Consider the following 17,929-nt stretch of genomic DNA (forward strand, 5'->3'; position numbering starts at 1 on the left):
CTGTCGCCTTGCTGTCTTCCCGTTCGCTCAAGTCGCTCGTCCTGTGTTCGCTGGCCGGGGCCTCGGCCCTCGTGATCGCGGGTTGCGATAGTAAAGGGAACAAGGACGCGCAACCGGCGCCTTCCGAAGAAGCGAAACAGGCTGGCCCGGCGCAGGCGCCCGAAGCAGGCGGCAAGCTCGATCGCTCGCACAAGGGCGAGCCGATGCCGACCGTCAGCCTGGTCGACAACACCGGCGAAAGCCTCGACCTATCCTCGTTCAAGGGCAAGCCGCTGCTGGTCAACCTGTGGGCCACGTGGTGCGCACCGTGCATCGCGGAAATGCCCACGCTGAACAAGCTGATCGACCGCGAGGGCGAACTGGGCGTGACGATCCTGCCGATCTCACAGGACATGGGCCAGACCGACAAGGTCGTCGAGATCCTGCGTCGCCGCGAACTGGAGCAGATCCAGCCCTGGGTGGACGAGCAGGGCGACCTCGGCTTCCAGTACGGGGGCAACCTGCCGGTCACCATCATGTTCGACAGGCAAGGCAAGGAAGTGTGGCGCTATACCGGCGGCAATGACTGGACCTCGCCCGAGGCGCTCAAGCTGATCGCCGAAGCGAAGTAAAACCGGGACCGCAGCGCCGGCCCGCTGCTACCTTTTCTTCTTCGTCACCTTCTTCTTGGTCTTGGCCGGCGTTGCGGGCTTGCTGGCACAGGGCCATTGCGTGCGCGTTGCCGCGAAGACGAGGTCCGACGCGGATTCGCTGCGCTTGTCCGGGTTATCAGACAGATAGGCCACCGTCGCACGGCGCAACTCGGCGATCGTCACATCCCCGGGGATGCAGGTCCTCGTCGTGTCGGTCCGGCGAACCGTGTTGAACGCATCGACGGCGCCGGTGATATAGGCGATGCATTCGTAAGTGTTCTCGACGTACGTGTTGCTGCCGCGATCAGCGGTGCAGACCTTGTAGAGTTCGTTGCCGGTATAGAAGCTGGCGTCGGCGGCGACGGGAAGCAGCCCCAGCGGCGCCGCCACGGCAAGGCAGGCCAGCCTGGTCACCAGATGTGCAGATGGCATTCTCACGTGTCTCCAACAGGCACGCGGGACATTCGGTCCGAATGCCGCGCCCGTCAATCAACTCGGCGGCAGGGAGAATGTGCCCAGCTTCGATCCGACCGGAGGATAGCCAGGCGGGATTTGGCCGGTAAGCCAGATCAGCCGCCCGTGCGCCGCATCGGGGTGGATGGCGAAACGGTCCTCCACCTCGCCGATCAGCGGCAGGCCGCGGCTCCGCAGCCGGGCCGCCGCCGCTGCCGCATCGCGAACCTTGAAGACGAGATGGCAGATGCCCTTCACCTCGGCAGCATGACGCGCGGCGGATGAACCGGGTCCGCCTTCCAGCGCCTCGATCACGGTGTCGCCCACGGCAAAGGCAGCGCAGCGCCCTTCGGGCAGGTCGCGTTCGCCGATCGCGGACCATTCGAGCCCGTTCCCGAACAACGCCCGCGCCTCGGCCAGCGAGGGGGTGCTGACACCGACCGCCTGCAGCCCCTCGATACCGAGCGGATGATCACCGGAAGGCCGCCATGCCGGATCGCGGCGCGGATCGTTCGGCATGTCCTGCTTCACGATCTCCAGCCGCATTCCCAGCATCTGGCCCTTCGGCACGAGGAAATAGTGCGCTTCCATTCCGGGATCGTGGAACCGCTTGAAACCGCGCGCGGCGAACCACGCATCCGCCTTGCCGAGATCGGCCACCTTGAGCGCCAGCCCGATCCAGCGCCCCGGCGCCGCCGAACGGCGCAGCATGTCGCCCAGCGGGTTGCCTTCCACCGTGCCGGGACCAGCGGGCGCGATCGGGATGACCATGGTGTCGCCTATCATCAGCAGCGATTCCTCACGGTCAAGGCCGAGCTTTTCCGTCTCCGGCGTGACGAGTATCTCGTAAGCGGTCTGCGCGCCGAACACCTCCCGGAAGAAGGCATCGCAGGCGGGGCGCTGTGCGTTGTCGGCCAGCGCCCAGCTCACATGGACGAGGGGGAACTGCATGAGGTCTTTCCGCTATACCGGGGGGCTTCGACAAGCTCAGCCTGAGCGGGATTGGGAGGTTTGCACTACCCCCGCTCACCCTGAGCTTGTCGAAGGGTCACGGCTGAGCCTGTCTAGGCCCCCTCAGTACGTTTTCGGCGCTCCCGTCCCCATGAATTTCGCGAGGTTCATGTGCAGCGAGGCGACCGAGCGCTCCATGTAGGGATTGGGCTGCGCGCCCCGGAAACCGACGTTCTTCATCCCCTGCTGCACCGCCGCCATGTTGGCGAAGTCCTGCTGAAGCACCGGCGGCCAGTCAGCGGGCTCGGTGTATTCCCAGTCGGTCTGCGGCGCCTCCCCTTCCGGCCAGAGTTCGTAGACCGCGGCCTCGAAGATGCACTTGTCGGGGTCGGTGCCATAGGGCCGCGCCTGATAACACAGCATGTTGTTGACCGCGTGACCGATCTGGAAGTTCGGGAAGATCTGCCAGGCCGTGCCCGCCTGTGCGGTATGGAGCGGATCGACCTGCGCCCAGACGACGCCGCGCGCCTCGTCCTCGGCCTTGGCGGTCTGGATCCAGTACTTGGAGACTTCCGCCGCCGGGGTGCCCTCGGGCAGTTCGTCCTTGAGGCGGTTCGCCACGCCCACCAGCGTCATCGTGGTGTTGGTGTTGGCGTTGGCCCAGGTGAAGTTCTGCATGTCCGCCGTGGTCAGGCGCGGGTCTTCACCGGCACCGAGGCGCAGTTTGCCGGAGTCTTCCTCCTGCCCCTTGGGTGCCTCGTAGCCGATGTTGGAATGCAGGCCCTGGTTGCGCGCCCAGCCTCGGAACTGGCCGAATTCCATGAATTCCGGGTGCGTGGTGGAAACGTGGTAGGTCTCGCAGAAGGCCTCCATCGCAACCTTCCAGTTGCACTCGAACACCACCCACTTGCGCCAGCGCGGGCGCATGTTCTGAAGGCCGTAGGGATCGAGCATCGTCGCGGCCGGATTGAGATAGTCCGCCAGCGGCATCGCCTCGGGATCGAGGGTGATCCAGAGCCAGCCGCCCCACGTCTCCACCCGCACCTTGCCGAGATCGGCACGGCCGGCGCACAAGTGCCCCTGCCAGTCCGCCTCGTGCTCGACATAAGTATTCGCGCCGTCGAGGCCGAAGGTCCAGCCGTGGTAGCCGCAGATCAGCGTGCGCCGGTTGCCCCGCGCGTTGCGCTGGCCCGGCGGAACATCGACCAGCTTGCGGCCCCGGTGCGGGCAGACGTTGTGGAATGCGTGAATCTCATCCGCCGATGCGCGCACCACGATCACCGAATCGTGGACGATGTCGAAGGTGATGAAGTCGCCCACTTCGGGAATGTCCTCCACCCGGCCCGCCTGCAGCCAGACCTTGCGCCACAGCTTGTCCACTTCGGCGCGCGCGTATTCGGGGGAGACGTAAGCCTCGGCGGGCACGTTGACCGGGGCGACCAGTTCCTCGGGCGCCTGAACGATCTTGCCGATTTCGCCCATGGATATCCTCGTTCCTGCTTGTTCGGGTTTGCGGCCGTTATCTCATTATCGGCATGGCGGGGCAAACCGCCGGGGCGTTCCTTCAATGTGCGGCATAGGCCGCCTTGCCCCTTGGCAGCGTGCCGATCGCCACGCTGCTGGCGGCCATGAAGGCCAGCGCCAGCCACAGAAAGCCTGCGTAACTACCGGTCCGGTCATAGAACTGCGCGGCGGCGAGCGGCCCGGTCGCAGTGCCGATCGACAGTGCCGCCAGCAGTCCGCCATAGAGCCCGCCGAAGTTCCGCAACCCGAAGTGGCGGGTAAGCAGATAGACGACGACGTCGATCTCCGCCCCCAGCGTCAGCCCGATCAGCGCCGAGGCCGCGCCCATCGCCCACAGCGGTCCGCCGCCGAGCAGGAGCAGCAGGCACCCTGCTACCGGCAGCAGGAACACCGCCGCGCCGACCAGCGAGGCGGGCAGACGGTCGAGCAGCGCTCCCGTCCCCAGCCTGCCCGCCAGCGAGAACCAGCCGACGAATGAGGCGATGGCGGCGGCCGTCATCGGGCTCGCCCCGGCGTCGCCGAGGATCGCGGTGAAGTGGACCACCAGCGCGATCACGGTGAAGGTGAACAGCAGGCTGGCGACGAACAGGCGGTGGTAAACGCTGGAGGTCAGCCCTTCGCGCAAGCTGGCGCCGGGAAGATCGGCGGGGCGCGATACGGCGTCCTCGGCGGTTTGCCTGCGGCCCTTGTCGTAGCGGCCATGGAAGAACACGAAGATGACCGGAAACGCGATCCCCAGCCAGATCGCCGCTTGCACCGGAAACGCTCCGCGCCAGCCCAGCGCGCCGATCAGCCATGTCGCCATCGGCGGGAACACCCCCGCCGCGATCGAAGCCCCGCACAAGGTCACCGCGAAGGCCATGCCCCGCGACACCGTGAAGCGCGAGGCGACCGCGCTCGTCCACACTGACGCCTGCACCGGCAGGGCCGCCAGCGCAACGAGGCCCCAGAGCAGATACCAGTTCAGCAGCGATCCGTCGGCGGTGCCGAGCAGAGCGAAGGCGAGGCCCAGCAGCACCAGCCCGATCACGCCGAAGCGGCGCGGGCCGAAGCGGTCCACGGCGAGGCCGATGAACACGCCGCCCACCGCCTGCACCAGCGTCGCCAGAGTCAGGCCGAAGGTGACTTCGGTGCGGCTCCAGCCGAACTCGGTGGCGACAGGTCCATAGAACGGGCCGATGCCGTAGATGTGGATGACGCTGGTGGCATAACCCAGCCCCGCCGCCGCCGGCAGCAGTGGATGCGCGCGCCACTCGTCGCGGGCGGAGGGAGGTGCGGAGGCGTGCATGCTCACGTCATCCCGGGCTCGACCCGGGACCGCGGGCAAGTCTTGAGGCGGGACCTTACGTCAGGGCGCCTTGCCGATAGGGCACGGCTAAAGACAGCCCACGGTCCCGGATCAAGTCCGGGATGACGGACGGGGTCAGCCCTCATAGCGCAAATCCACATGCGTGGCCTCGCCGTTCGGGCCCATCGGCGAATCGTACTCGATGCAGGTCACGACCGGATTATCATGCCCGGCGAACAGCCTCTCCTCGTCGGCCCGAGTCATCGGCAGCCGTTCGGGCGAGGCGATGATCGCCTGCGAGCGCTCGAAATCCTCGCGGCTGTTCCACCAGATCTCCATGATGCAGTCGTAGCCCGGATCGTGGATCTGGCCGGTGATGGGGTTCTTCTCCGGCACCAGATAGCGCCGCACATAGCGCACCGCGTTCGGGATCGCGGGCTTGGCGCCGGACTTCTTCGCCAGCTGCGAATGCTGGTTCTCGTAGTAGTCCATGAATTCGTCCATGGTCATGTCGGGGCGCTTGCGGAAGAAGCAGATCTGCTTGAGCATCGAGGGGCTCCCTTAAAGACGACGAAGGGCGAGGACGCTGCCCTCGGCATCGGCGGAGAGGTAGACGGTGCCGTCAGGCGCGACGGCGACGCCGGTGAAGGTGTTCATCGGCCCGCACATGTCGCCCACGCCGCCAAGCTGCACCGGCTGCAGCCCGCCCGGCCCGCCCATCGGCAAGTCACTGGCGACGACCTCGCGCGCGCCGCCCGCCAAGTCGCTGGCGACAAGCGCATTGGCGCCCGGATCGGCGACGAACAGCGTGCCCCCCGCGATCGCCAGCCCCTCGGGCCGGGCGAGGCCGTCGAGCACCACTTCCTTGCGCCCGCCCACCAGCTTCACCACGCGGCCCGCGCCGCTTTCGGCGACGTAGACGGTGCCGTCGCCGGACACCGCGACGCCCATCGGCCGGTCGAGGCCGCTCGCCAGGTCGGCGACGTTGCCGCCCTCGATCGCATGGACCTTGCCAGTGCCGAACTCGGCGAAGACGACGCCGCCGGGGGTGACGGCAACGCCCATCAGCCGGTCGTGGCCGCTCGCCAGCACTTCGCTGGTCGCTGCCGCCGGGTTCCAGCGGGCGACGTCGCCGTTGGCGGTGGTGACGATCCATTCGTCCGGCCCGCTCGCCGCGACGTCGCGCACCCAACCGGGGAAGCCGGGCGAGAACAGCATGCCCGCCAGTTGCAGCGGCTCGCCGGGGCGCAGCAGGTAGGTGAAACCGCCGTCCGCCACCAGAACGTGCCCGTTGGCATCGACCGCGAGGCCGAGCGGCCACTGCAGCCCCTTCTCCACCAGCGGCCGGGTCTGCCCCGGCGCGGTGATCTCGGTGATCGAGCCGTTGATGTGGCTCACGAACGTGCGTCCGTTCACGAAGGCGACGTTGTCGAGCCCTGGCCCGATGTCGGCCAGCACCGTCTTGGCGCCGGTGCGCGGGTCGATCTTGAGCACTTGCCCCGAATAGACCTGCGTGGAGATGATCGAGCCGTCGGGGTGGAACTTTACCGAATCCGGCACGCCGAGATCCTTCGCCACGACTTCCGGCTCGCCCCCGTCGAGGCCGATGCGCCAGATCTCGTTCGCGCCCTGCGCCGGGAAGTAGAGCTTGCCGTCCGGGCCGACCTCGAAGGCGTTGGCCATCGGCACGCCCTCGAAGATCACGCGCGGTGCGCCGCCGTCGCGGTCGAGTTCCATGATGCGCCCGCCGATGCGCAACTCGCCCGCGATCAGGCGGCCCTGATGGTACGTGATCGGGTTCGCCACCGGCATGTCGCCGTGGATCACCCGGTACTGCCCCGAGGGCGTCATCATCGAGACGCGCCCCTCGGTGATCTCGGTGCAATAGAGGTTGCCCGCCTCATCGAAAGCGAGGTCGTCCGGGCCGACGATGCCGCCGCCATTGGGGCTGATCGTCTCGATCGCGCCGGTATCGACGTCGATCGCGCTCACCTTGCTGCCAGCGACTTGCGCCACGTAGATGCGCCCATCCGCTCCGGTGCGGATGCCGTTGGCACCGTTGAGGCGGCTGGCGGGCGTCATGCGGTGCAGGCCCCAGCCCTCGCCCGGCCTGGCGGGCGCTGTCGAACTCTGGGCATTGGCATTCCGGCCAGCGGCTTCCAGCATGTATACATCCCTCTCCTCCGGCGCGCGGCCGGATCTTTGGCTGGACGGTATAGGCGGGCGCGAACGGGCGCAACGCGATGTGCCCGCAGGCTTACAGCATCGCCTGAGCGACGTGCCCGCCGTTGCCAAGCGCGGCTGCGTGCAGATATTCGTCCACCAGACCGAATAACCCATTGAGACGCGCCCCGACCGGAACGCCGAGCCCCGAACGCCGCCGTTTTTCCCGGCGGACGCGCTCGCCCCGAGAGAGGACAGTCCCCATGCCTACCCCTGAACTGCGTTTCGACGGCCGCGTCGCGGTGGTCACCGGCGGCGGCCGTGGCCTCGGCCGCTCCTACGCCCTGTTACTGGCCGAGCGCGGCTGCAAGGTCGTCGTCAACGATCTGGGCGGCGCGATCCGGGGCGACGGACCGGATACAAGCGTAGCGCAGAGCGTGGTGGACGAGATCGTCGCGGCGGGCGGCGAGGCAATCGCCAACGCCGACACCGTCGCCACGCCCGAAGGCGGCCGTGCCATCGTGCAGGCCGCGCTTGATACGTGGGGCCGCATCGACGTGCTGATCCATAACGCAGGCAACGTCCGCTACGGATCGATCCGCGACATCCCCTACGAGGACTTCCGCGCGGTGGTGGACGTCCACCTGCTCGGCGCCTTCCACGTCGTGCAGGCGGCGTTCGGACCGATGTGCGACGCGGGCTACGGGCGCATCGTCCTGACCAGCTCGATCGGCGGCGCCTACGGCAACGTCAACTGCGTCAACTACGGCGTGTCGAAGTCGGGCATGATCGGCCTCAACAACATCGCCGCGCTGGAGGGCGAGGCGCACGGGGTAAAGTGCAACATCATCGCCCCCGGCGCCGTCACCCGCATGGCCGACGGCCTCGACATCTCGCAGTATCCGCCGATGGGTCCGGAGCTGGTCGCGCCTGTGGTGGGCTGGCTGTGCCATGAAAGCTGCTCGGTCTCGGGGGAACTCGTCTCGTCGATGGCGGGTCGTATCTCGCGTATGTTCATCGCCGAGACCGTCGGCACTTACCGCCCGCACTGGACGATCGAGGACGTCGGCAGCGCGGCCGAGGCATGGCACGACAAGGACGGCCTGCTCGATCTCGGCCTGCACGGATACATCGAACACCTCGGCTACAGCTTCGCCATGGCGCGTTCCGAAATCGCCGAGGCGCGATAATCAACACCACTGTTGACTTATATTGCCGTGCGAGCCACCGCCACTCACAGATCAGCGCCCTCGAACGAAGTGGGACCCGACATGACCTGCCTTAAGACCGACGTGCCCGCGCCGGACGAACTCGACATTCCGGCGCTGAAGGCGAAGTACCTCGCCGAGCGCGACAAGCGCCTGCGCCGCGAGGGCGGCGAGCAGTACGTGCGTCCGACCGGAGACTTCTCGGACAACTATGCCCATGATCCCTTCACGCCCGTCGCCGAGCGCGCGCCGCTGATCGAGGACATCGACGTGGCGATCCTGGGCGCCGGGTTCTCCGGCATCCTTGCGGGCTATCACTTGCGCAAGCAGGGCGTGACCAACGTGCGCAACATCGACCACGCGGGCGGTTTCGGCGGCGTGTGGTACTGGAACCGCTACCCCGGCGTGCAGTGCGACAACGACGCCTACTGCTACCTGCCGCTGCTCGAAGAGACGGGCTACATGCCGTCGAAGAAGTTCTCCGACGGCTGGGAAATCCAGGCCTATTGCCAGAAGATGGCCGAGGATTTCGAGCTGGCCGACAAGGCGCTGTTCCACACGCTGGTGGAAGGGATCGTCTGGGACGAATCCATCAAGCGCTGGCACGTCAGGACCAATCGCGGCGACGACATCCGCGCGCGCTTCGTGGTCATGGCGGGCGGCGTGATGAACATGCCCAAGCTGCCCGGCATCCCCGGCATCCACGACTTCAAGGGCAAGATGTTCCACACCAGCCGTTGGGAGCATGACTACAGCGGCGGATCGTGGACCGCACCCGAGTTGGAAAAGCTGCGTGACAAGCGCGTCGCCATCGTCGGCACCGGCGCGACCTCGGTTCAGGCGGTGCCGTACTTGGGCAAGTACGCAAAGCAACTCTATGTGCTCCAGCGCACGCCTTCCAACATCGACGAGCGGCCCAATCCGCCGACCGATCCCGACTGGGCAGCCTCGCTCCAGCCCGGCTGGCAGCAGGAGCGGATGGCGAACTTCCATCGGGGCGCGCAAGCGTTCTTCCTGCCCGGCGAGCCCGACCAGATCTGCGACATCTGGACCGAGATCAGCCGCAACCTGAACCTCGAACTGGAAGCGGACGGCTTCCCCCAGCTCGACATCGGCGAGATCATGGCCCGGCGCGACGTGGTGGACTATCAGGTCATGGAGCGTCTGCGCCGCCGCGTCGATGCGATCGTCGAGGACAAGGAAACCGCCGAAAGCCTCAAGCCTTGGTTCCGCTTCATGTGCAAGCGGCCGCTGTCGAACAACGACTACTACCCCACCTTCAACCAGCCCAACGTCAAGCTCATCGACGTTTCCGCCACGCAAGGGGTGGAGCGCATGACCGAGAAGGGCTTCGTAGCAGACGGCGTGGAATACGAAGTCGACCTGATGATCTTCGCCTCGGGCTTCGAGGTGACGTCGGACCTGAAGCGCCGCTGGGGCATTGCCGCCGTAGAGGGCGAGAACGGCCTGTCGATCTACGACCACTGGGAGAACGGCCCGGCCACCCTGCACGGCGTGACGACCGACAAGTTCCCCGGCATGTTCTACATGGGCTACATCCAGGGCGCGACTAACTCCAGCACCACCGAGCAGTTCGGGCGTCAGGCGGAACACCTCGCCTTCATGATCGGTGAGACCGTGCGGCGCGGCGCCGACAAGTTCTGCGCCACCGCCGAGGGCGTCGCCGGCTACGTGGCGCACTGCCGCGCGAACGAGGTCGACATGTCCGAATTCCAGCAGGGGTGCACCCCCAGCTACTTCAACAATGAGGGCGACAAGGAACTGAAGTGGGCGCTGTTCAAGGGCTACCTCCCCGGCTGGGACGCCTGGCGCGACATGCTGGCCGACTGGCGCCGATCACCCGACTTGCCGGGCGTCGCGTTCGAGACGCGCGAAACGGTGAACTGATGGACTGATTCGAGGGAGGAGGCGGCCTCTGCCCCCTTTTTTCGTCATTGCGAGCGCAGCGAAGCAATCCAGGGCCGTGTAAGCCGCTCTGGGTTGCTTCGCTGCGCTCGCAACGACGAAAAGGGGGTTTATCTACCCCGCCACACCGGCTTGCGCTTCTCCGCGAAGGCGCGCGGGCCTTCCTGCGCATCCTGCGAATTGTACGCATGCTCGTGCGCGCCGCGCGCCGCCGCCAGCGCCGCCGAGCGCCCCATCTCGGTCGAGAGCATCACCGTCTCGCGCGCTGCCTTGACCGACAGCGGCGCGCCTTCCAGCACCTCGCGCGCAAGCTCCAGCGCGGCGTCCAGCACCGCGCCCGGCTCGGCGAGGCGGTTGACGAGGCCGATCTCGTAGGCGCGCTGCGCGTCGATCGGCTTGCCGGTCAGGACGATCTCCATGAAGATGCGCTGCGGGATCATGTGGATCAGCGGCGCCGCCCAGGGACTGCCGCGCCCGACCTTGACCTCGGTGATCGCGAACTTCGCCCCCGTGGACGCGACGCACAAGTCGCAGGCCTGCGCGATCATCCAGCCGCCTGCGAAAGCCACCCCGTTCACCGCCGCGATCGTCGGCTTGGTCAGTTCGATGGTGTCGTAAGGCAGCGCGTACATGTCGCGCGGGGGGACCGCCATGCCGGTCTCGACCATCTCCTTGAGGTCGCCCCCGGCGCAGAACGCCTTGTCGCCGCTGCCGGTAAGGATGGCGATGCGCAGCGCCGCGTCGGCCTCGAAGCGGGCCCACGCGGCACGCAGGCCCTCGCGCACCTCAAGGCTGAGCGCGTTGCGCTGCTCGGGCCGGTCGATGGTGATGACGGCGATCGCGCCGTCGCGGATGTCGAAGCGGACAGCGTCGGTCATTGTCAGAACCCTCTCCTGGCGATCTCGAAAGCCTCGCGCTCCAGCCCTTCGCGGAAGTCCGGATGCGCCACCGCGACCAGCCGCCGCGCGCGTTCGGCCAGCGTCTGGCCTTTCAGCTGCGCCGCGCCGAACTCGGTCACCACCACGTCCACTTCGCTGCGCGCGCTGGTGACCGGGCCGGACAGCGAAGGCACGATCTTGCTGATCGTCCCGCCCTTCGCCGTCGCCGCCAGCACCATCAGCGAGGCCCCGCCGGGCGAGCGCGCGCCCGCGCGCACGAAGTCCACCTGCCCGCCGGTGCCGCCCATGTAGGCGGTGCCCGACTGCTCGGCATTGACCTGTCCGGTCAGGTCCACTTCCAGCGCCGAGTTGATGGTGACGAGGCGCGAAAGCCGGCCCAGCACGCCCGCGTCATGGGTGTAGCTGGTCGGCGTCATGCGGATCGCCGGGTTCCGGTGCGCCCAGTCGTAGAGCCGCCGCGTGCCGATCAGCGCACCGTTGATCGAGACGCCCCGGTCGATCTCCTTGCGCGCGTTGGTGAGCACGCCCGCCTCGGCCAGATCGACGAGGCCGTCGCCCAGCATGCCCGAATGGACGCCGAGGTCGCGGCGGTCGTGCAGCAGCCGCAGGATCGCATCGGGCACCGCGCCCACGCCGGTCTGGATCACCGAGCCGTCGCCGATGAATTCCGCGCAAAGCCGCGCGATGGCCTCGTCGGTCGCGCCGATCTTCGCGGGCGCGACTTCGACGGGCGCGCGGGAGACCGGCACCGCCACGTCGATCGCGCTGGCGGGGATCGTCTCACCCGGAACGAACGGAACCTGATCGTTGACCTCGGCGATCACCACGCGGGCCTTGGCCACGGCGGCGCGCACGTAGTCGGAGATGAGGCCGCAGGAGTGCTCGCCCGCCGCATTGGCCGGGCTGACCTGGATCATCGCCACGTCGCAGCGCATCACGCCCGCCGTGATGAGCGGCGCAACCTGGCTGACGTGGACGGGGATGACGTCGAGCGCATGGGCCTTGGCCATCGAGCGCAGCGCCCCGATCGCGCCCATCGACGAAAGGCGGAAGGCGGCAGCGGTCTCGGGGGTGAACAGGCCGGAGAAGCTGGTCGCGATGAAGGCGTTGAGGTTGCCGATGCGCGCGCCCTGCTCGGCCAGCGCCTCGACCAGCGTGGTCGGCTCGCCGCAGGCCTGGCCGAAGACGATGTGGTCGCCGGGCCGCAAGTATGGGGTGAGGTCGATCACGCCCTGGCCCTCTCTGCTGCGTCACCCTGAACTCGTTTCAGGGTCCATCGCGCCGCCAACTCTGCACTGGCAGAAACGAACCGCCCCCGCAGCACAATGGCGCAAGCCTCCGGCACCAACTGCCCGATGGATCCTGAAACAAGTTCAGGATGACGGTGTGGGGGCAGGCGAAGGTCGTGGCTCACGCCTTCCCCGCCTGCCGCAGCAGCCGCTCCGCGCGCGCCAGATAGGGCCGGTCGAGCATGCCGCCCTTCCAGCCGATCGCGCCCACGCCGGGATTGGCGGCGAAGATATCGACGATTTCCTGTGCCTCGGCGATCTCGGCCTCGGTGGGGGTGAAGGCCTCGTTGATGACGGGCACTTGCGCCGGGTGGATCGCCATCATGCCCCGGAAGCCGTCGCGGCGAACCTTCTCGGCGCGCGCCTTCAGGGCTTCCAAGTCGCGGAAATCGGCGCTGATCGTCTCGATCGCGGTGACCCCGGCCGTCGCCGCGCCCAGGACCGTCAGGCTGCGCGCCAGTTCGTACGTGAAGGAGTAGGAGCCATCCTCGTTGCGGTTGGACGAGGCGCCGATGGAATCGGCCAGATCCTCCGCCCCCCAGGTCAGCGCCACCACGCGCGGGGCGCCCTTGTAGCTGCCGGTGTGGAACATCGCCTCGGCCGTCTCGGTGATGAGGACGATGACGGGGGTGGAGCCTTCCTCGATCCCGTTCGCCACTTCCAGCGCGGAAAGGCAGTGGTCGAGCTTCTCCACATCCGCCCGGCCGTAGACCTTGGGCAGCATGATGCCGCCGGGATGCGCGGGCATCACCGCCGCGAGGTCCGCCAGCGTGTGCGGCCCGTCGAAGGGGTTGATCCGCACCCACAGGCGCGCGCGCTGCTCCGGGTTCGCCTTGATGAAGTCATGCACCAGCGGACGCGCGGCGGCCTTGGCGTCAGGGGCGACGGCATCTTCCAGGTCGATGAGGACGATGTCGGCCTCGCCTTCCATGGCCTTGGTCATCTTGCGCTCGCTGTCGCCCGGCACGAAGAGCCAAGAACGGGCGGTGGCGGGGGTATGGATTACAGGCATCGTCTCTCCAAATTCGTCAGCCGTGGCCGGCCAGGCTATCTTTATGCTGCAGGGGGCTTCGACAAGCTCAGCCTGAGCGGGATTTAGAGTAAAACTATCAAATCCGCTCAGGCTGAGCTTGTCGAAGCCCCCGCCCGAGAAAACCCACCCAAATCCGGAAGTCTTCTCAATAGCTGCGCGGCAACTCCAATACCCTCTCGGCGATGTAGTTCATGATCTGGTGCGGGCTGACCGGGGCGATGCGCGGAATCATGACCTCCCGCAGGTAGCGCTCGACGTGGTATTCCTGCGCATAGCCCATGCCGCCCATCGACATCACCGCCGTCTGGCACGCCTCGAACCCGGCCTCGGCGGCGAGGTATTTGGCGGCGTTCGCCTCGGTCCCGCATTCGAGGCCCTTGTCGAACAGGGTCGCGGCCTTGAACACCATGAGGCTGGCGGCTTCCACCTGCATCCAGGCCTTGGCGAGCGGGTGCTGGATGCCCTGATTCTGGCCGATCGGACGGCCGAAAACCACGCGTTCCTGCGCATATTTGGACGCCTTCCTGATCGCCACGCGCCCCAGCCCGGTGGCCTCTGCACCCAGCAATACGCGCTCGGGATTGAGTCCCTGCAGGAGGATCTTGAAGCCCTGCCCTTCCGCCCCGATGCGGTCTTCCTCGGGGATGAAGAGGTCGGTGATGAACAGCATGTTCGAACCTACCGCGTGGCGTCCCATCTTCGGGATCAGGCGGTGCTCGACCGATTTTCTGTCTATCTTGCAATAGAATAGCGTCAGGCCCTCGGTCTTCTTTTTCACTTCTTCCAGCGGCGTGGTGCGGGCAATGAGGAGCATGCGGTCGGCGACGTGGGCGTTGGTGATCCAGATCTTCTCGCCATTGACCTTGTAGCCGCCCGGCACCTTCTCGGCGCGGGTCTTGAGGCTGGTGGTGTCGAGGCCGGTGTTGGGCTCGGTCACCGCGAAGCACATCTTCTCTTCGCCCGACAGGATCGGCGGAATCATGCGGCTTTGCTGCTCCTGCGTGCCGAACAGATGGACCGGTTCGAGCCCGAACACCGGGCCGTGAATCGCCGAGGCCGCCGTCATGCCGCCGCCGCTTTCGGCCACCGCCTGCATCATCACCGCCGCCTCGGTGATGCCGAGACCCGCGCCGCCGACCGCCTCGGGCATGGCGACACCGAGCCACCCCGCCTCGGCCATCGCCTTGTGGAACTCGAAGGGAAATTCGCCCGAGCGATCCTTCTCCAGCCAGTACTCGTCCGGGAACTGCGCGCAGTGCTTCAGGACCGCCTCGCGGATGTCCTGCTGGTCCTGTGTCAGTGAGAAATCCACGGTTTTCGGCCCTCTTCCCGGTTTCTGTCGTCGCTTCCACGACTAGCAGCGCCGCGCGTCGCCGACAATCCCGTTGTTCCGATATCGGATCATTGAACCGAAATGCGAATACAGATACACCGCCCGGATGGACAACGAGATGATGGCACCCAATGGCACCTAACGACACCACAACGGCACCTGACGGCCCCCTGAAGGGCATCAGGGTGATCGACCTCACCAGCGTGGTGTTCGGACCCTACGCCACGCAGATCATGGCCGACATGGGCGCGGACGTTATCAAGGTGGAGCCGCCCGAAGGCGACAACACCCGCTGGATTTCAACCGGCCCCGTACCCGGCATGGGCGGCATCTATGTCAACGTGAACCGGGGCAAGCGCGGGGTCATGCTCGACCTGCGGCAGGAGGCCGACCGCGAATCGCTGCGCGCCCTGATCGCCACCGCCGACGTCTTCATCCACTCGATGCGCGGCAAGGCGATCGCCAGGCTCGGCTTCGATTACGAGTCGGTCCGCGCGATCCGGCCCGACATCATCTACACCAACTGCTACGGCTACTCGCGCCGGGGGCCCGAGGCCGACAAGCCCGCCTACGACGACACCATCCAGGCCGAATGCGGCATTCCCCATGTGCAGGGGCTGATGAACGGCGAGCCCGGCTATGTCGCCACGATCATGGCCGACAAGGTCGCTGGCCTCCACGCGCTCTACGCGACGATGATGGCGCTGTTCCACCGCGAGCGGACCGGCGAAGGCCAGGAAGTCGAGGTCACGATGTTCGAGGCGATGTCCTCGTTCATGCTGGTCGAGCATGCCAACGGCGCGATGTTTGCCCCGCCGACGACGCCTGCGCACTATCACCGCGCAGTCGAGCCCAACCGGCGGCCGTATAAAACGAAGGACGGTCACGTCGCCGCGCTGGTCTACAACGACAAGCACTGGAACGCCTTCGTCGCCGCCGTGAAACCGCCCTGGGCCAGCGAGGAATTCGCCACCCTCGCCCAGCGCGCGAAGCAGATCGGCCGCGTCTACGGCCTGCTCGGCGAGACGTTCCTTACCCGGACCACGCAGGAATGGCTCGATACCCTGCAGGCGCTGCACATCCCCTGCGCCCGCCTGCAATCGACCGATGAGCTGTTCGACAACGAACACCTCAATGCCATCGGCTTCTTCGAGGACGTCGAGACCGAGCAAGGCCCCGTCCGCTTCCCCGGCGTGCCGACGTGGTTCTCCAGGACCCCCGGCAAGGTGCGCGGCCCCGCCCCCACGCTGGGTCAGGACAACACCGAAGTCCTCACAGAAATCGCTTCGAGCGTCGCCCCGGCGATAGCAGGCGAGTCGCAGTGAACACCCCTGTTGATTTCACCTGACAGCATTAGGAACCTTACGCTAACCACCTGTTCAAAGCGCCTCAGAGCGCGACCTGCGGATCGAGAAGAAAGGCACTCACGATGTACGACGACCAGCCTGCGGCTGACACGCTCGCCCCCGAGGCTCCGGCCGGTGCGAAGAAGAAGGGCACGCCCGTCTTCAAGCGCATCCTCGACCTGTTCGAGGCCGAGGGTATCCGCACCCTGTTCGGCATTCCCGATCCCAACTTCGTGCACCTCTTCCTCGAAGCGGAAACGCGCGGCTGGACCGTCGTGTCGCCGCACCACGAAGCGTCCGCCGGCCACATGGCCGCTGCCGCCGCGCGCATCACCGGCAAGCCGGCGCTGTGCATCGGCACGCTCGGGCCGGGCATGGCCAACCTGATGCCGGCGATCCAGTGCGCCAAGGTCGAGAACGATCCGATCATCATCATGGGCGGCCAGCGCGCCCGCATCACCGAGCGCCGCGTGCGCCGGGGCCGCATCCAGTTCGTGCGGCAGGAGCCGATGATCGAGGATTCGGTGAAGTTCTCCAGCTCCATCGAATATGCCGACCAGACCGACGAGATCGTCCGCGAGGCGATCCGCGTCGCCCTGTCGGGCACCCCCGGCCCCGCCTACATCGAGTTCCCCGCGCACATCATCCTTGAAGAACTCGACCTGCCGCCGGTGCTGCCGCCGCACCGCTATCGCCTGACCGACCAGGGCGCCGACGGCGACCGGATCGCCGAAGCGGCCGAGATCATCAAGAACGCCAAGAACCCGGTGCTGCTCGTCGGCCACGGTGTCCACACCTCGAAGGCGGGCGCGGCGGTGCGCGAACTGGCCGAACTGATGCAGTGCCCGGTGATCCAGACCTCGGGCGGCACCTCGTTCATCGAAGGGCTTGAGGACCGCACTTTCCCTTACGGTTTCTCCGAAGCCTCGATCGACGCGGTGGTCGAAAGCGACTGCTGCGTAGCGCTCGCCACCGAACTGGGCGAGCCGAGCCACTACGGCCGCTGGCGCCACTGGGTCGACAACGAGGCCAACCGCAAGTGGATCTATGTCCAGCAAGACCCCACCGCGATCGGCGTCAATCGCCCGATCGACGTGCCGCTGGTCGGCGACGTGCGCGCCGTGGTGCCGCAGCTTTCGCGCGCCCTGAAGGCGCTCGGCGGGCGCAGCGCTTCGCCCTCGCTCTCCGAATATATCCAGCGCGATGCGCAGCAGCTGGAGGAACTGGCCGAGGACGCGGGTTCCAAGTCCGATGGCTCCACCGCCAAGATGCACACCAGCCAGTTCGTCACCGAAGCGACCAAGGCCTTCCCCAAGGACGGCATCCTGATCCGCGACGGCGGCGCCACGGTGATCTTCCAGTGGACCTACTCGCAGGCCAAGCCGCATGACGTGATCTGGAACCAGAACTATGGCCACATCGGCACCGGCCTGCCTTACGCGACCGGCGCCATGCTCGCCGACCAGGCCGCCACCGGCAAGGTGCGTCCGGGCATGCTGCTGACCTCGGACAGCTCGTTCCTGTTCCACGTCGGTGAGCTGGAAGTGGCAGTGCGCAAGAACCTGCCGCTGGTGATCGTCGTCGGCGTCGATTTCCAGTGGGGGCTCGAAGTGGGCGTCTACAAGCGCACCTTCGGCCACGGCACCAAGGAAACCGGCGTCCACTGGTCCGACAAGGTCCGTTTCGACAAGATCGCCGAGGGCTTCGGCGCAGCGGGCGAGTATGTCGAGAAGGCCGCCGACATCGGCCCCGCCATCGAGCGGGCCTATGCACGCGGCGGCTGCACCGTGATCCACGTGCCCATCGACCCGGCGGCGAACTCGGAGGAAATGCCGAACTATTCGGAATTCCGCACCTGGTACGCCGAAGGCACGCAGTAACAAC

15 protein-coding genes are annotated in these 17,929 nt (G+C 66.9%); 5 read left to right on the forward strand and 10 right to left on the reverse strand.

Features of this window, described 5'->3' with window-relative positions:
• Window positions 1–8: 8 nt before the first annotated feature.
• On the forward strand, window positions 9–611 hold the full coding sequence (locus V2S85_RS20570; RefSeq protein ID WP_285016754.1) for a TlpA family protein disulfide reductase: 603 nt from the start codon (window positions 9–11) through the stop codon (window positions 609–611).
• A 27-nt stretch (window positions 612–638) separates the two neighbouring features.
• Here the strand turns inward: V2S85_RS20570 and V2S85_RS20575 are convergent, their stop codons facing one another.
• The 6 genes from V2S85_RS20575 to V2S85_RS20600 all read right to left on the reverse strand — a co-directional run bounded on the left by V2S85_RS20575 (window position 639) and on the right by V2S85_RS20600 (window position 7,014).
• Entirely contained in the window at window positions 639–1,064 is a 426-nt protein-coding gene (locus tag V2S85_RS20575; RefSeq protein WP_330704687.1) for a Rap1a/Tai family immunity protein, read from the reverse strand.
• Between the two features lie 57 nt (window positions 1,065–1,121).
• Window positions 1,122–2,036 carry a VOC family protein gene (locus V2S85_RS20580; protein WP_330704688.1) on the reverse strand — a complete coding sequence of 305 codons (915 nt, stop codon included), beginning with the start codon at window positions 2,034–2,036 and terminating at the stop codon, window positions 1,122–1,124.
• A gap of 123 nt (window positions 2,037–2,159) precedes the next feature.
• Window positions 2,160–3,518, reverse strand: coding sequence for an aromatic ring-hydroxylating dioxygenase subunit alpha (locus V2S85_RS20585; RefSeq protein ID WP_330704689.1), 1,359 nt, complete (start codon window positions 3,516–3,518; stop codon window positions 2,160–2,162).
• An 82-nt stretch (window positions 3,519–3,600) separates the two neighbouring features.
• Window positions 3,601–4,848 (reverse strand): MFS transporter, encoded by a 1,248-nt coding sequence (locus tag V2S85_RS20590; protein ID WP_330704726.1) that lies wholly within the window; start codon window positions 4,846–4,848, stop codon window positions 3,601–3,603.
• 135 nt (window positions 4,849–4,983) lie between these two features.
• Entirely contained in the window at window positions 4,984–5,397 is a 414-nt protein-coding gene (locus V2S85_RS20595; protein WP_330704690.1) for an EthD domain-containing protein, read from the reverse strand.
• Window positions 5,398–5,409: 12 nt separating this feature from the next.
• A complete protein-coding gene (locus V2S85_RS20600; RefSeq protein WP_330704691.1) occupies window positions 5,410–7,014 on the reverse strand; it encodes a gluconolaconase in 1,605 nt (534 codons plus the stop codon).
• 260 nt (window positions 7,015–7,274) lie between these two features.
• Between V2S85_RS20600 and V2S85_RS20605 the strand changes: the two genes are divergently transcribed.
• Window positions 7,275–8,201, forward strand: a complete 927-nt coding sequence (locus V2S85_RS20605) for an SDR family NAD(P)-dependent oxidoreductase (protein ID WP_330704692.1) — start codon at window positions 7,275–7,277, stop codon at window positions 8,199–8,201.
• Window positions 8,202–8,282: 81 nt separating this feature from the next.
• Window positions 8,283–10,127, forward strand: a complete 1,845-nt coding sequence (locus tag V2S85_RS20610) for an NAD(P)/FAD-dependent oxidoreductase (RefSeq protein WP_330704693.1) — start codon at window positions 8,283–8,285, stop codon at window positions 10,125–10,127.
• A 128-nt stretch (window positions 10,128–10,255) separates the two neighbouring features.
• On the opposite strand, the gene V2S85_RS20615 is transcribed toward V2S85_RS20610, so the two are convergent.
• The 4 genes from V2S85_RS20615 to V2S85_RS20630 all read right to left on the reverse strand — a co-directional run bounded on the left by V2S85_RS20615 (window position 10,256) and on the right by V2S85_RS20630 (window position 14,678).
• A complete protein-coding gene (locus tag V2S85_RS20615) occupies window positions 10,256–11,023 on the reverse strand; it encodes an enoyl-CoA hydratase/isomerase family protein (protein WP_330704694.1) in 768 nt (255 codons plus the stop codon).
• A gap of 2 nt (window positions 11,024–11,025) precedes the next feature.
• A complete protein-coding gene (locus tag V2S85_RS20620; RefSeq protein WP_330704695.1) occupies window positions 11,026–12,273 on the reverse strand; it encodes an acetyl-CoA hydrolase/transferase family protein in 1,248 nt (415 codons plus the stop codon).
• A gap of 181 nt (window positions 12,274–12,454) precedes the next feature.
• Window positions 12,455–13,345, reverse strand: coding sequence for a CoA ester lyase (locus tag V2S85_RS20625; protein WP_330704696.1), 891 nt, complete (start codon window positions 13,343–13,345; stop codon window positions 12,455–12,457).
• Between the two features lie 166 nt (window positions 13,346–13,511).
• Window positions 13,512–14,678: an acyl-CoA dehydrogenase family protein gene (locus V2S85_RS20630; protein ID WP_330704697.1), complete on the reverse strand. Its 1,167-nt coding sequence runs from the start codon at window positions 14,676–14,678 to the stop codon at window positions 13,512–13,514.
• Between the two features lie 152 nt (window positions 14,679–14,830).
• Here V2S85_RS20630 and V2S85_RS20635 point away from each other — a divergent pair, with 152 nt between their 5' ends.
• Together V2S85_RS20635 and V2S85_RS20640 are read left to right on the forward strand one after the other, a co-directional pair.
• Entirely contained in the window at window positions 14,831–16,024 is a 1,194-nt protein-coding gene (locus V2S85_RS20635; RefSeq protein ID WP_330704698.1) for a CoA transferase, read from the forward strand.
• A 104-nt stretch (window positions 16,025–16,128) separates the two neighbouring features.
• Complete coding sequence (locus V2S85_RS20640) at window positions 16,129–17,925, forward strand: thiamine pyrophosphate-binding protein (protein WP_330704699.1); 1,797 nt, start codon at window positions 16,129–16,131, stop codon at window positions 17,923–17,925.
• Window positions 17,926–17,929 lie beyond the last annotated feature (4 nt).

Origin of the sequence: Novosphingobium resinovorum (assembly GCF_036352595.1) — a bacterium.
Classification (GTDB): domain Bacteria; phylum Pseudomonadota; class Alphaproteobacteria; order Sphingomonadales; family Sphingomonadaceae; genus Novosphingobium; species Novosphingobium resinovorum_B.

What these genes read in the sequence shown, in the direction of transcription:
- V2S85_RS20580 (WP_330704688.1), bottom strand. Translation starts at nt 2,036, where the DNA reads ATGCAGTTCCCCCTCGTCCATGTGAGCTGGGCGCTGGCCGACAACGCA.
- V2S85_RS20595 (WP_330704690.1), bottom strand. Translation starts at nt 5,397, where the DNA reads ATGCTCAAGCAGATCTGCTTCTTCCGCAAGCGCCCCGACATGACCATG.
- V2S85_RS20640 (WP_330704699.1), top strand. Translation starts at nt 16,129, where the DNA reads ATGTACGACGACCAGCCTGCGGCTGACACGCTCGCCCCCGAGGCTCCG.
- V2S85_RS20585 (WP_330704689.1), bottom strand. Translation starts at nt 3,518, where the DNA reads ATGGGCGAAATCGGCAAGATCGTTCAGGCGCCCGAGGAACTGGTCGCC.
- V2S85_RS20605 (WP_330704692.1), top strand. Translation starts at nt 7,275, where the DNA reads ATGCCTACCCCTGAACTGCGTTTCGACGGCCGCGTCGCGGTGGTCACC.
- V2S85_RS20575 (WP_330704687.1), bottom strand. Translation starts at nt 1,064, where the DNA reads ATGCCATCTGCACATCTGGTGACCAGGCTGGCCTGCCTTGCCGTGGCG.
- V2S85_RS20625 (WP_330704696.1), bottom strand. Translation starts at nt 13,345, where the DNA reads ATGCCTGTAATCCATACCCCCGCCACCGCCCGTTCTTGGCTCTTCGTG.
- V2S85_RS20600 (WP_330704691.1), bottom strand. Translation starts at nt 7,014, where the DNA reads ATGCTGGAAGCCGCTGGCCGGAATGCCAATGCCCAGAGTTCGACAGCG.
- V2S85_RS20590 (WP_330704726.1), bottom strand. Translation starts at nt 4,848, where the DNA reads ATGCACGCCTCCGCACCTCCCTCCGCCCGCGACGAGTGGCGCGCGCAT.
- V2S85_RS20610 (WP_330704693.1), top strand. Translation starts at nt 8,283, where the DNA reads ATGACCTGCCTTAAGACCGACGTGCCCGCGCCGGACGAACTCGACATT.
- V2S85_RS20615 (WP_330704694.1), bottom strand. Translation starts at nt 11,023, where the DNA reads ATGACCGACGCTGTCCGCTTCGACATCCGCGACGGCGCGATCGCCGTC.
- V2S85_RS20635 (WP_330704698.1), top strand. Translation starts at nt 14,831, where the DNA reads ATGGCACCTAACGACACCACAACGGCACCTGACGGCCCCCTGAAGGGC.